Origin of the sequence: Vibrio sp. Sgm 5, from assembly GCF_026241575.1 — a bacterium.
Taxonomy (GTDB): domain Bacteria; phylum Pseudomonadota; class Gammaproteobacteria; order Enterobacterales; family Vibrionaceae; genus Vibrio; species Vibrio jasicida.
Window position 1 is genome coordinate 31291 of the sequence record NZ_JAPHPY010000047.1, and the last position, 11941, is coordinate 43231.

Here is an 11941-nt window from a genome sequence, read left to right on the forward strand (position 1 = left end):
GTGCAAACCTCGGAAGTGAAATTATTGAATGTCGATACCAATTTCTTGCGCTACTTGGCGTAATTGATCTTCATCGTCGAGTTTGATCGACCATTTTGTTTCTGCGCCATGTGCTAACACCACATTCGCACCACGACCAAGCAATTGAATTGCATCAGTTTGGGCTTGCATCGTAACCATACCCGAACCGGCTAACTTGATGACAATTTCACGTTGGGTTGCGATGATCTTACCCAGAGAAAATTCGATAACCATGCCTTACCTTCGTTGAATTACGCTGTCTTTTCTTTTTGATGTTTGACTGCAATGGTCAAACGACTGGTGCAAACCAAACGTTCTCGTTCGTCGGTAATATTGATCTGCCAAACTTGTGTAGATACGCCTAAATGCACTGCTGTAGCCGTCCCAATAACGTAACCGCTTCTCATCGCACGCACATGGTTGGCATTAATGTCTAAGCCAACGCAGTAACTGCCTTCGCCCACACAGAAATTAGCGGCAAGTGAGCCTAACGTTTCTGCTAACACAACCGATGCACCACCATGAAGCATCCCTAATGGCTGATGAGTAAAGCTGCACACAGGCATGGTCGCGGTAAGCGAGTCGTCAGTGAAGTCGGTATAGACGATTTGCAGATGTTCCATCATGGTGTTCTTAGACGTAGCGTTAAGAACCTCCAAGCTCATTGGCTTTTTCCAAATACTCATGTTTTCGCTCTTATTCTAACCAGTTACAACCACTGGTAATCTCGATTTGAAGTGCCTCTAGGATAGTCCCGATCGTAACATCACTTCAAGACGAAACACATCGCTCAACGTGATCAACATAATGGCTTAAAGTTTCTTTACTAAGCGTTATACTATTGGTACAAAACAGAAAATATTTATATGGACCCCACTATGAGAACATGGATTAAAGCATCAGTGCTTTTCACTATAGCTGGCTTAACAGCGTGCAGTTCTTCCCCTACTGGCCGCAATCAGATTTTAATGTTTTCTGATCAAGAAATGTCTTCACTTGGTGCAAAATCGTTTGATCAAATGAAGAAAGAGATCCCGATCAGCAAAGACAAGAAAACCAATGCATACGTTCAATGTGTTGCAAAACAAATCACTGATACCATTCCACCACAAGCTGGGTTTAAAGATTGGGAAGTGGTTGTCTTTGATAGTGACCAAGTGAACGCCTTTGCGTTACCCGGTGGCAAAATTGGCGTATACACAGGACTGTTGAAAGTCGCTAAAAACCAAGACCAACTCGCAACCGTTATTGGCCACGAGGTTGCTCACGTCCTAGCGGATCACAGTAACGAACGCCTCTCTCAAAGCCAACTCACCAACGCAGGGTTGTCCCTTGCTAATGTTGCAATCGGCGCCTCTGAATACAAGCAATACCAGCAAATGACCATGGCGGCATTAGGTGTTGGTGTTCAGTATGGTGTGATTCTTCCTTATGGTAGAACTCAAGAGTCGGAAGCGGATATTGTTGGCCTTGGCTTTATGGCAAAGGCGGGATTCGACCCGAATCAGAGCGTCGATCTTTGGCAAAATATGGGCAAAGCCGGTGGTGCGCAACCACCTGAATTCTTCTCAACTCACCCATCGCATAACACTCGTATCAGAGATTTGCAGGCCACCATTAAAACCTTGCCAGCTTCTACCGTGAAAGCTCCGAAGTGCGGGTAATTTAATGTTTTAGGTTGTATTACGTAAAAATACATAATTAATCTAACACCAAAAACACGAAAGCTCCGTTAGGCTAAAACCTACCGGAGCTTTCTTTTTAGTTCTTGTCTTTATGGTCCCTGCTTCAGATGAGATTGGTCAGCTCGAGAGCAAAAATTAGGTACCCAGAATTTGCAATGGCAAACTGAGTAAGCTATCCCCTAACCCAGCAAAGTACCAAATGATCGCCACAAAACCACCGACGGATACTAAGTACCATGCAAACGAGAACAGTTGGCCATAACGAGTTAACGGCAATAAGTGGCTATGATGTCGCGTTCGCCATTCCATTACCACTTCCAGCATGCCCATCATTAATAGAAATCCTAATAACGTTAAACCAAACGTGTAACTGATATAGATTCCAAACAATGCTGCAAGAATACTACCGACAAGCCCGACCCAAGTGTTCATTGAAAAGGTAATACTTTTTAAGACGTGACCACCATCTAAAGGTAGAATCGGCAATAGGTTGAAAAGGTTTAACAGTGCATTAAACACTGCCAACCCTGCGAAGATCATTTCTCCAGTCATCCAGTAAAGAACGGTGAAAATGATACTAAGCACCAAGCCAAAGAACGGCCCCATTATAGAAATAACCACGTCTTGCCATCGAGTATTTATCTTTTCATCACTCAGCGCTAAACCACCAAGAAACGGGATGAGATAAATTCCTTTGGTCTTCATGCCGAAGTACTTCATCGCCTTAATGTGCCCGTATTCGTGAAAAACAAGACACGCCAACAATGCCAAAGCAAACTCAATGGAAAATAACCAGGAGTACGCTGCTAAACTTGCCGACGCAAGCGCAACCTTGATGACTTTCGCACTCTTCAGCGCTTTCATCCCCAGTGACACCATACCGATTAAACTAAAACGCTTTTCGGTTGGCGGCGCTTCAACCGGTATCTGACGCTCAATGTCTTTTTCGTTTCTTGTCCCTTCGGTAACCAAAACATCGTCGACAAACGCTTGATATTTGAAATCAAACGGTTGCCAATTTAGCTCACAGTCGAGTTGGCAAGATAAGATCTCTTCCGCTGAAGAAAGCTTAAATTGATGTGAGGTTTTGCCTGAATCATCCTCACTGGCATCAATTTGCGATACCAAAGTGTTATCCCAAAACAACTGCTGCCATCCAGCCATTGACCCTTCTAATCTCAATGGTCTCCCAAGAAATTCAATGTGTAGTAATTCCACGCTATTCCCAATGCGATAAACACAAAGTGCGGATTATGCCTGTAAAGGAATCGAACGAAAAGCATGTTAACAACTAGTGTTTGACTATCATTTAACCATCAGATTTACAAAAAAACTCTGGTCGTACCATTTGTTATAAAAATATCACCATAATACATGGCCTTACTAAATGCCATTTGAGCTATGCATCAAATTTAAAACGTAATATAGGTATGATCTTTGACAAGTTAATAAACATACAATTAACATTATCGTTACATCGCAGTTGTAATTCGAACCGACAACAGCTGGTGTAATCGCTACACAACAATTACAAAGACTTCGGTCTAACATAATGACACCCTAGGAGGGTCAAGGATGAACAAGAAGCACTGCTCTCTGCTTACAATTTCAATATTGTTTGCGTGTAATGCCCAATCGGCGGGCTTTCAGGTTGCTGAGCACTCGGCATCTGGTCTTGGTAGAGCATTTTCAGGTGAAGGCGCGGTTGCGGATAATGCAAGCGTATTAGCACGTAACCCAGCTGCGATGACACTTTTTAAAGAAGCTCAATTTTCAGGTGCACTGTCTATTGTCGACCCTGAAGTTAACGTCTACGACACTTACCATAAAGAGCACGCTGACGACGTGGCTCCGCTACAAATCGTTCCAGCGGGTTACTACATCAGCCCAATCAATGATCAATGGGCTTGGGGTATTGGTATGTTCACTACCTATGGTGTTGCGACTGATTACCCAGATGATATCTCTGCCGGTGATATGGCGGGTGATACCTCCCTACTTTCCGTCAACCTAAACCCTAATATCGCTTATCGCATTAACGAGCAATTCAGCGTTGGTGGTGGTATTAACTTGGTATACGCACACGCAGAGTTAACTCGCCACAAAGGTGCACTTGCTCCGCTATTTGGTCCTGACAGCAAGAAATCAGACAACCTCATTGGTATGGAAGGCGACACGTTTGCTTGGGGTTGGAACATTGGCGCTTTATACGAGCTGGATGAAAACAACCGCTTTGGCTTTGGTTACCGCTCTAAAGTGGACCTTGACTTTGATGAAGGTGAATTCAGCAGCTATGACTCTGGTGTCGCCAACGCTGCAAAAGTAGATGGCCGTCTGCAAATTTCTCTTCCGTCTATTATCGAACTTTCTGCATTCCATCAGTTAAACGAAACGTGGGCGATCCACTACGGATGGCAACAAACGGACTGGAGCACATTTAAAGAATTAAAAGCAACCAGTAAAGATTGTGCTGGTGGTGTGTGCTTCTTCAAACCTGAAAAATACGAAGACAACAACCGTTACTCCTTCGGTGGTACATACACTCTGAACAACCAATGGACACTTCGCGCGGGTATCGCCTATGACGAGCAAGCCGGTGAAGCCACATTGAGTATCCCTGATAGCGACCGTTTTTGGTACAGCGCAGGCGTGACTTATGCAATGAAAGAAAACCTAACCTTCGATGCAGGTTTTGCTTTCGTCAAGAGTAAGTCTGGCTCGTTTACTGAAACCAACGCCGCGGATCAAGAGATCACTTTTGATTCAGAAGGTACGGCCTACATCAGTGCTGTACAAATGAACTACACGTTCAAGTAATTAGGATTAACGGAGTAAACCAATGAAACATACGTTTAAACTATCACTGCTTTGTTCTGCAATCCTACTTGCAGGTTGTGGTGACAATACATCGAGCTCTGGTACATCAGATACGCCGACGTTTGAGCCCGAAGTACAAGCGCTACTTGACCGCAACACATCGATTAGCTTTACATTGCAAGGTGCAGATGCAGACGTTCCTGCGCCATCTTACTTATTGATGGATAGCACAGACGGAACGCTTGGCCTTCCAACAGGCGGGGACGATGCATTAACCAATCCCCTAGCTGCCATGAACACAATGGATGGTTGGTCAACGTCTATGCCAATCGTTCTTAACTTCAATGGCGATGGGTTTGCTGACGGCCTTGTTACTTCTGGTATCAGCGTTATTAAGATAAACCAACGTCTTACCGATTGGGATGGCGCTTCAAACCCAATCGAAAAAGTACTTACGCTGGGTACTGACTACGTTGTACAAGCGAGCGGCAATTCTCTGTACATTCAGTTTATGAACTCTTTGGACGAATCTGGCGAATACATCTTCGCGGTAACTCAAGCGATTCAAGACGTAAACGGAAATCCAATTGGTACGTCAGGAAGCTATGCGACAGGTAAAACGAAAGAGATCGTTTATGAGACTGGTGACTTAGCTTCAGTACAGGCAGCAACGACAGCAGTAGAGGGTATTTTCGGACTCGCAAGTGTCAACCCTGCTGATATTGTTTACTCATCATGGTTTAGCACACAATCTGTCGGCGATACGCTTGCTGCAGTGAAAGGCGTCACGGCAACCGGTTTTGCTACTGGTGCTAATACGTTAAATACTGTGTACAAAAACGACGCAAATGAAGGTGCCATTGACCTTTCTACCGCATACACGCTGACAATGGGGACGACACAAGACTTTATTACAGCACTTGACGCTGATGAAGACTTTAACAAGTACGTTAGTGACCTGGATGCAGCTAAAACAGCAATCAAAGGTTTATATGCTGGCGCTAACGTGGCGGTCAATGTGACACAAGGTGTTGCAAAACTGCCTCATTATCTAGAGAAAGGCGCTGACTGGAACATGCAACCAATGGTTTCTGCAATGCCTAGCCTTGCTAAAGTCAGTGCTGCACTAGCGGGTGAAGGCGAACAAGCGAACATGGTTCAACAGCTTTCTACAGGTGTATTTGCCGATGATCCTGTAGATGTCACTAAGTTAGCTACGGACCCGACAGAGCAGTTAAAGCTTGTTGGTTCGACTCTGTATCTAACGGACGGAACACAATTGGATAGCGACCGTATTATCACTCGTTATTCACCTGTACCAGTGGTTAAATCACTCGAAGACGTAGAGTTCTTGTTGTTTACACCGCAAACTGGCACACCTACAGATGTCGTGATTTACCAACACGGTATTACATCAGCTAAAGAAAATGCGTACTCTTTTGCTTTTAATATGGTTAAAGCAGGTGTTGCTGTTATTGCAATCGATCTACCAATCCATGGTACTCGTAGTTTAGATGACCAACGCTCTGCCAACGTAGATGTACTGGCTTACCTGAACCTTTCTAACCTAGCAGTGGCGCGTGATAACCTTCGCCAAAGCGTGCTCGATGTGCTGGGTTTACGTGCAAGCTTAGTTGTTTCAGCGCAAGCTGGCCTTCTGGCAAGCAGCCCGCTTCAAGGCTTTAACCCGATGACAGGTTCAAAAGTGAAGATGCTTGGTCACTCATTGGGTGGTATCGTCGGTACTTCTGCAGTAGCAGCGGCGAACAACACATTGGGTAGCCCAACGGCAGACGCGTTGTACACATTCAGCGGCGCATCAATTCAAAACGCAGGTGGCCAAATTGGTAACCTACTGCTTGGTTCGTCTAACTTTGGTCCACAGATCAAGCATAACCTAGCGTACGCAGCTTCAACAGATTACGCGAGCTATGCAGATGCATCATGTGCAGACTTGTCTGACAAAGCGTGTTACGAGGCATTTGAACAAGTAGCAAGCGACGCACAACTAGCGGCACTTAATGCTGGTTTCTCTAGCTTTATCTATGCGGCACAAACTACGCTGGATACAGTTGATCCATTTACCAATGCAAGTGATCTTGTCTCAAGTGGCTCACTATCAACACCATTCTTCATGACAGAGGTAGATGGTGACGATACCGTACCAAACAATGTTGCAAACGCACCATTCGCGGGTACTGAACCTCTTGCGGCTAAACTTGGGCTAACAACCGTGAACAGTGCAAATACTGCGGTATCTCCTTCTGCTAGCTTTGTTCAATTTAATGCGACAGCAACACACAGTACGTTTGCATCCCCAGGGGGAACACTGGCTGACTTAGACCATCATGTAGAAATGCAGATGGAAAATGCTGACTTCCTAATGGATGATATGTTAACTGGTATCACCAATACCTCTGTACTTAAGTAAGTATCTTTAGCAATACCAAAGCCCAGTTTCGACTGGGCTTTTTCGTTTCAGTGCTATTCAAACCCACTCATATTTCCTCTGCTATAGTTAAGTCGATGTCTTTGTCTAACTCACTTGTTTAAAAAGGAAAACTCTATGCGCGTATTGACCGTGATTGCCACTGCACTACTTCTTGCCGCTTGCGGTAGCAGCCAATATCTTATGTCAACGAATGAAGGGAAAATCATTACCTCTTACGGCAAGCCTGATCTCAATGAAGATACTGGTATGTACGAATATGAGGACGTAGATGGAAAAGAAATGAGCATTTCTAAAGACCAAGTTGTACAGATCATTGAACGATAAAACACCGTGCCCTCTGGAAAACAGAGGGCACTTCTCATTCACTCTGAATAACTCAACTTGAAACTAATAGCCTTTATCAATGCAACTAATTCATCATTCAAAACAATCAACACCCTTATTTATATTCTCACTATTATTTGGTTAGCGAATATTTTACATCTTCACTCCTTTCAGGTTGGAATATTGTAAAATCTCGCCTTTAATTCTCTAACACCCTTTTATTTCTCAGGATAAAGTGGATAATACCGCCACCAAAAAAACATTACTAAGGTGAGTCCTTATGTCTATCGAAGCTACTTTGCTTGCTCGCTGCGAGTCAAAATGTGAACTGTGTTCTTCTGAATCTCAACTAACAGCATTTGCTGTTCCACCACACGGTAACGTGACTGTTGATACTGCTATCATGGTTTGTGATAAGTGTCATGGTGAGATCGAAGATCCTAAAGACATTAACCACTGGCGCTGCCTAAACGACAGCATGTGGAGCCAAGTACCTGCGGTACAAGTCACTGCATGGCGCCAACTTACTCGCCTAAACTCTGAAAGCTGGGCTCAAGATGCTCTTGACATGATGTACATGGAAGAAGAGCAAATGAACTGGGCAATGAAAGGTATGTCTGCTGACGACAAAACGGTTGACTGCAACGGCACTGAACTTAAAAAAGGTGACGACGTAACCGTAATCAAAGACCTACCAGTCAAAGGTACAAACCAAGTAATCAAACAAGGTACTGTTATTCGTGGTATCAGCCTTGGTGATGATCCTAAACTTGTTTCAGGTAAGGCAAACGGCGGTCAGTCAATGTACGTGATCGCTGAGTACTGCCGTAAGAAGTAATCTCGATATTACTTTCGAAGTTTAACGGGGTTCCAATTAGGACCCCGTTTTCGTTTCTAACTTCCGCTTTCTTCTACTTATCTATTTTATCGCTGTCATTCCTCGCTTTCGCTCTCAAGCATTTTCGATTATGGTTCGAGAATGAACAAATTAAGATGGATTGTTGTATGAAGAAGTTAACCATTCTTGATGGTGGTATGGGCCGTGAACTCAAACGCATTGGGGCACCTTTCTCGCAGCCACAATGGAGCGCTCAAGCTCTGATTGAATCTCCCGAGTACGTCTATCAGGCGCATCAAAGCTTTATCAATGCTGGGGCGGAGATCATTATCGCCAACAGTTATGCTTGTGTACCGTTTCATCTTGGTGAAACACTCTACGAACAACGTGGTAGTGAGCTTGCTCGTCAAGCGGCTCAGATTGCACAAGAATGCGCAAATCAATCACCAAACGACATTGTCGTCGCAGGCTGTATTCCCCCCGCATTTGGTAGCTATCGCCCTGACCTATTTGAAAAAGAGCAAGGCGAGCAGATCTTCGAAACGTTACTGAAAGCACAAGATGACTATGTCGCGATCTGGATTGCGGAAACGATCTGCAGCCTAGAGGAGCTCACTTGTTTGCAAAATGTCTTTAATAGCAGCAATAAACCGGTCGTTTATGCCTTTTCTCTCAACGACGACGTGTCAAGCACCGCACTCCTTCGTTCCGGGGAAACCGTAACGCAAGCCATTGAACAAGTGGTGGCCAATGCTTCGGTTAATACATGTGGTATATACTTCAACTGTTCGGTACCAGAGGTAATGGCAAAAGCGGTCAGCGACACCAACGCTATCTTAAACAAACACAAGAGCAATATTGATATTGGCGTTTATGCAAATAACTTTACTGCAATTAAATCTGATCATGAAGCAAATAGCGCACTTCAATCCATGCGCGAACTTACTCCAAAAGAATACGTCGAATTTGCGAAAGAATGGTATGCAAAAGGAGCAACCGTCATTGGTGGATGCTGCGGTATCGGCCCAGAACACATCAAAGCGTTGGTGGATTGGAAAAACGCAGTGTAAACATTCTAATCAATTTCTCCTGCAACCGTCTGTACACGGTTAAAGGTACCAGGCTCAGTCACCCACGCCGCAACGGCATCAATATTATCTAACGGTTGACTGAGCTTAAACGTCCAATGTCCATTCTCTGAACGACTTTGTTGTTTCTCTAATACCACAAAATTATGCTCAAGGACTTTACCTCTATTCTCACCCCTTTTCACTGGTGTGGTTTCATTATTTGAGAGAAACACAATCGTCGCATCATACATACCCACCTCTTCAAATCGCAGGGTGAATTGGTTGCCAGATCGCTCTAGAACCAAAGATTGAGCTTTATCGTTGTGGTTGCTTGGTAACACACGCTCACGCCAGTTGAAGAAGCCGCGCCATTCTTTACCATCAACGACAAATGCCGGAGTATAAACACTCCCTACCGCGCCATAAGCACGATACAAACGTTGCAGCTGAGAGAATTCAGGCTTTGCAAATTTGTCTTTCCAGCCAAGATAGTCCCAATAGTCAACGTGGTAGGCAACGGGAATGTACTTTCCCCACAAATCAGGGTTGGATTCGAACGTGGAAAGGTATTTGTCTGCAGGTGGACAACTAGAGCAACCTTCTGAAGTAAACAGTTCGATGACTTGGGCAGGCCGCCCCTCATGAGACCATATTTGAGAAGCAGAAAGGCTCGCTAGAATAGACAAAGTTGATATAGCAATCATAGACAGTTCCTTCTTGTAACTACTGACTATGACCGTGCTACCTAAAGATAGCTTTCAATACTGTTTTAGAAGTGTAGATTTCAGATACAAAAATGCCGGCAAATTAAGCCGGCATTTCGAATTCGCTTTATATTCAGATTAACGATACATACCGATATCTTTCTGAATATGTGCTGACAAATCTTCTGCGTAGTAGCTGCGAGGTGCAGAATTGTCTACAAAAAGAATGTCTAGTAGGTGAGCAATCAATCCTTTGAAGTTAACCGAGTAGGTTTTCTTATCCATAGAGGTTGGTAAAGCTACATTTGTCATTTGCATTGCTTGTGCCATGATTGCCTCTCTTTAAAAGCAGTAATTTTTTTCGTTGGTTGTATATTAGTCATTTTTTCATTGAGCAAAAAATGACAAAATTTGCTCATTCAAATTAGTTTTTCTAATAAAACAAGGTATTTACAAACACCCAGAATACAAAAGCCACCAAAATGAATAGTTATTCACAAATTGAAATCTTTAGTTGAATAACTTGGATTTACGTAGGTAAATCCAAGTTTAAATGCAACATTTTTTTAACTAAAATCGTTTTCCAGTGTTTTTGAATTTACAAAATCATCAAGAGTTCTGATTAGTAATATTAACGCTAGAATTATCGTTAGATTTGTTCTTATAAATAGACGCAATAACCGCCGCCGTCATGACCGTAACCAAGAACGTTAATGACCAAACCGTCGGGATTTCATATTGAGTTCCAACTAGCAGCATCTTGATACCGATAAAGATCATGATGACTGACAACGCTGGTTTTAGGTAAACAAACTTATCCAACATCGCTTGAAGTACAAAGTACAATGAACGTAAGCCAAGTAGAGCAAATACGTTTGCCGCTAAAACTAGGAACGGTTCGCGTGTGACAGCGAAGATCGCAGGGATAGAATCCAGAGCGAACATAACGTCCATCACCGCAATCACACCAACAACGATCAACATTGGCGTTGCAACCCACTTACCTGCTTGTTTTAAGATCAAGTGGTTGCCTTGATACTCGTCTGTCACTGGCAAGAACTTGCGAATGAATTGCTCAGGATAAGGGTTCACCTCTTCTTCTTCGCCTTTATCTCGCGCTAACTTGATACCAGTCCAAATTAGGAATGCCGCGAATAGGTAAAGCACCCAGTGGTATTGAGCCAACAACTGCGCACCAACAGCAATCATGATTGCACGTAGCACTAACGCACCAATGACACCCCACAGTAAAGCACGAGGACGTAAATGTTCTGGCACCTTGTATTGCGCAAAGATAATCGCAAAAACAAACAAGTTGTCGACACTTAACGATTTCTCAAGCAAATAACCCGTTAAGAATGATATGGTCGCCTTTTCGTGAGTATAAACGCTATGAGGCGCGTAATAATCCCAAAAGAAATAGATAGAACCTGCAAAGACAAACGCTAATAAGAACCAGAATACGCTCCAACCAATCGCTTTTTTCATGGTAATCACGCCGCCACGAGTCTGATAGATATCGAGAGCGACTAGAACCAAAGTAAATAGGCCGAATACACCGTACATTGTCAGTGATTCTTGCAGTGGAACAGACTGGGATAATTGGGTGGTATTTTCGATAAGAGACATGCTTCCTCCCGTGCGGAAGGACATTATTCGGGCTGACCTTCCGCAAACAATACAAACCAGCAGTCACATTACCCATGTGTCTGCTAATCAATGAATGCGTTGGTCTCGTTGAAGTGACGACTTGATGAATCAAGTATCACCTTTATTTACCGGATAAGCTGATGCTTAACGAGATGACGATAAATAAACTTGCGCTAACTACTCCCCAAACGCCGCCATCATACCCCTGCCTGCAGCGATCTCCAACAAAAATTACTTATCGATAAAAACAAAGTATTTTGTGAAGAACAGTTATCAGCAGCACCTATCAACTGGATGATAAATACAAAAAAGGAGCACTGCTGTGCTAATGCCAGTCAGTTAAGCTGACTGGCATTTTTCTTTTTCCAGATTGGATACTT

General features: G+C 43.7%; 12 protein-coding genes. 6 read left to right on the forward strand and 6 right to left on the reverse strand.

All coding sequences use genetic code 11. The annotated features are described in order from the left end of the window. Nucleotides 1-21 precede the first annotated feature (21 nt). Entirely contained in the window at nt 22-255 is a 234-nt protein-coding gene (locus OQJ86_RS20945; protein ID WP_104036496.1) for a DUF3389 domain-containing protein, read from the reverse strand. A 17-nt stretch (nt 256-272) separates the two neighbouring features. After that, nucleotides 273-707, reverse strand: coding sequence for a hotdog fold thioesterase (locus OQJ86_RS20950; protein ID WP_265989980.1), 435 nt, complete (start codon nt 705-707; stop codon nt 273-275). A gap of 192 nt (nt 708-899) precedes the next feature. Between OQJ86_RS20950 and OQJ86_RS20955 the strand changes: the two genes are divergently transcribed. Further along, on the forward strand, nt 900-1685 hold the full coding sequence (locus OQJ86_RS20955; protein ID WP_038870761.1) for a M48 family metallopeptidase: 786 nt from the start codon (nt 900-902) through the stop codon (nt 1683-1685). Nucleotides 1686-1841: 156 nt separating this feature from the next. Here the strand turns inward: OQJ86_RS20955 and OQJ86_RS20960 are convergent, their stop codons facing one another. After that, complete coding sequence (locus tag OQJ86_RS20960; protein ID WP_042604196.1) at nt 1842-2870, reverse strand: site-2 protease family protein; 1029 nt, start codon at nt 2868-2870, stop codon at nt 1842-1844. 411 nt (nt 2871-3281) lie between these two features. On the opposite strand from OQJ86_RS20960, the gene OQJ86_RS20965 reads away from it, so the two are divergent. From OQJ86_RS20965 to OQJ86_RS20985, 5 genes are all read left to right on the forward strand, one after another. After that, a complete protein-coding gene (locus OQJ86_RS20965) occupies nt 3282-4523 on the forward strand; it encodes a porin (RefSeq protein WP_038877918.1) in 1242 nt (413 codons plus the stop codon). A 22-nt stretch (nt 4524-4545) separates the two neighbouring features. Beyond that, nucleotides 4546-6954 carry a VolA/Pla-1 family phospholipase gene (locus tag OQJ86_RS20970; RefSeq protein ID WP_265989984.1) on the forward strand — a complete coding sequence of 803 codons (2409 nt, stop codon included), beginning with the start codon at nt 4546-4548 and terminating at the stop codon, nt 6952-6954. Between the two features lie 135 nt (nt 6955-7089). Beyond that, nucleotides 7090-7299 carry a YgdI/YgdR family lipoprotein gene (locus OQJ86_RS20975; protein WP_005435119.1) on the forward strand — a complete coding sequence of 70 codons (210 nt, stop codon included), beginning with the start codon at nt 7090-7092 and terminating at the stop codon, nt 7297-7299. 280 nt (nt 7300-7579) lie between these two features. Next, nucleotides 7580-8137 (forward strand): PhnA domain-containing protein, encoded by a 558-nt coding sequence (locus OQJ86_RS20980; RefSeq protein WP_038870769.1) that lies wholly within the window; start codon nt 7580-7582, stop codon nt 8135-8137. A 167-nt stretch (nt 8138-8304) separates the two neighbouring features. Next, nucleotides 8305-9207: a homocysteine S-methyltransferase family protein gene (locus OQJ86_RS20985; RefSeq protein WP_265989987.1), complete on the forward strand. Its 903-nt coding sequence runs from the start codon at nt 8305-8307 to the stop codon at nt 9205-9207. A 5-nt stretch (nt 9208-9212) separates the two neighbouring features. On the opposite strand, the gene OQJ86_RS20990 is transcribed toward OQJ86_RS20985, so the two are convergent. From OQJ86_RS20990 to OQJ86_RS21000, 3 genes are all read right to left on the reverse strand, one after another. Continuing rightward, complete coding sequence (locus OQJ86_RS20990) at nt 9213-9911, reverse strand: DUF1223 domain-containing protein (protein ID WP_038870771.1); 699 nt, start codon at nt 9909-9911, stop codon at nt 9213-9215. A 138-nt stretch (nt 9912-10049) separates the two neighbouring features. After that, on the reverse strand, nt 10050-10241 hold the full coding sequence (locus tag OQJ86_RS20995; RefSeq protein ID WP_005424996.1) for a hypothetical protein: 192 nt from the start codon (nt 10239-10241) through the stop codon (nt 10050-10052). Between the two features lie 279 nt (nt 10242-10520). Further along, nucleotides 10521-11540: a TerC family protein gene (locus tag OQJ86_RS21000; protein WP_042604192.1), complete on the reverse strand. Its 1020-nt coding sequence runs from the start codon at nt 11538-11540 to the stop codon at nt 10521-10523. Between the last annotated feature and the right edge of the window lie 401 nt (nt 11541-11941).

What these genes read in the sequence shown, in the direction of transcription:
- OQJ86_RS20960 (WP_042604196.1), bottom strand. Translation starts at nt 2,870, where the DNA reads ATGGCTGGATGGCAGCAGTTGTTTTGGGATAACACTTTGGTATCGCAA.
- OQJ86_RS20965 (WP_038877918.1), top strand. Translation starts at nt 3,282, where the DNA reads ATGAACAAGAAGCACTGCTCTCTGCTTACAATTTCAATATTGTTTGCG.
- OQJ86_RS20990 (WP_038870771.1), bottom strand. Translation starts at nt 9,911, where the DNA reads ATGATTGCTATATCAACTTTGTCTATTCTAGCGAGCCTTTCTGCTTCT.
- OQJ86_RS20950 (WP_265989980.1), bottom strand. Translation starts at nt 707, where the DNA reads ATGAGTATTTGGAAAAAGCCAATGAGCTTGGAGGTTCTTAACGCTACG.
- OQJ86_RS20970 (WP_265989984.1), top strand. Translation starts at nt 4,546, where the DNA reads ATGAAACATACGTTTAAACTATCACTGCTTTGTTCTGCAATCCTACTT.
- OQJ86_RS20995 (WP_005424996.1), bottom strand. Translation starts at nt 10,241, where the DNA reads ATGGCACAAGCAATGCAAATGACAAATGTAGCTTTACCAACCTCTATG.
- OQJ86_RS20955 (WP_038870761.1), top strand. Translation starts at nt 900, where the DNA reads ATGAGAACATGGATTAAAGCATCAGTGCTTTTCACTATAGCTGGCTTA.
- OQJ86_RS21000 (WP_042604192.1), bottom strand. Translation starts at nt 11,540, where the DNA reads ATGTCTCTTATCGAAAATACCACCCAATTATCCCAGTCTGTTCCACTG.
- OQJ86_RS20980 (WP_038870769.1), top strand. Translation starts at nt 7,580, where the DNA reads ATGTCTATCGAAGCTACTTTGCTTGCTCGCTGCGAGTCAAAATGTGAA.
- OQJ86_RS20985 (WP_265989987.1), top strand. Translation starts at nt 8,305, where the DNA reads ATGAAGAAGTTAACCATTCTTGATGGTGGTATGGGCCGTGAACTCAAA.
- OQJ86_RS20975 (WP_005435119.1), top strand. Translation starts at nt 7,090, where the DNA reads ATGCGCGTATTGACCGTGATTGCCACTGCACTACTTCTTGCCGCTTGC.
- OQJ86_RS20945 (WP_104036496.1), bottom strand. Translation starts at nt 255, where the DNA reads ATGGTTATCGAATTTTCTCTGGGTAAGATCATCGCAACCCAACGTGAA.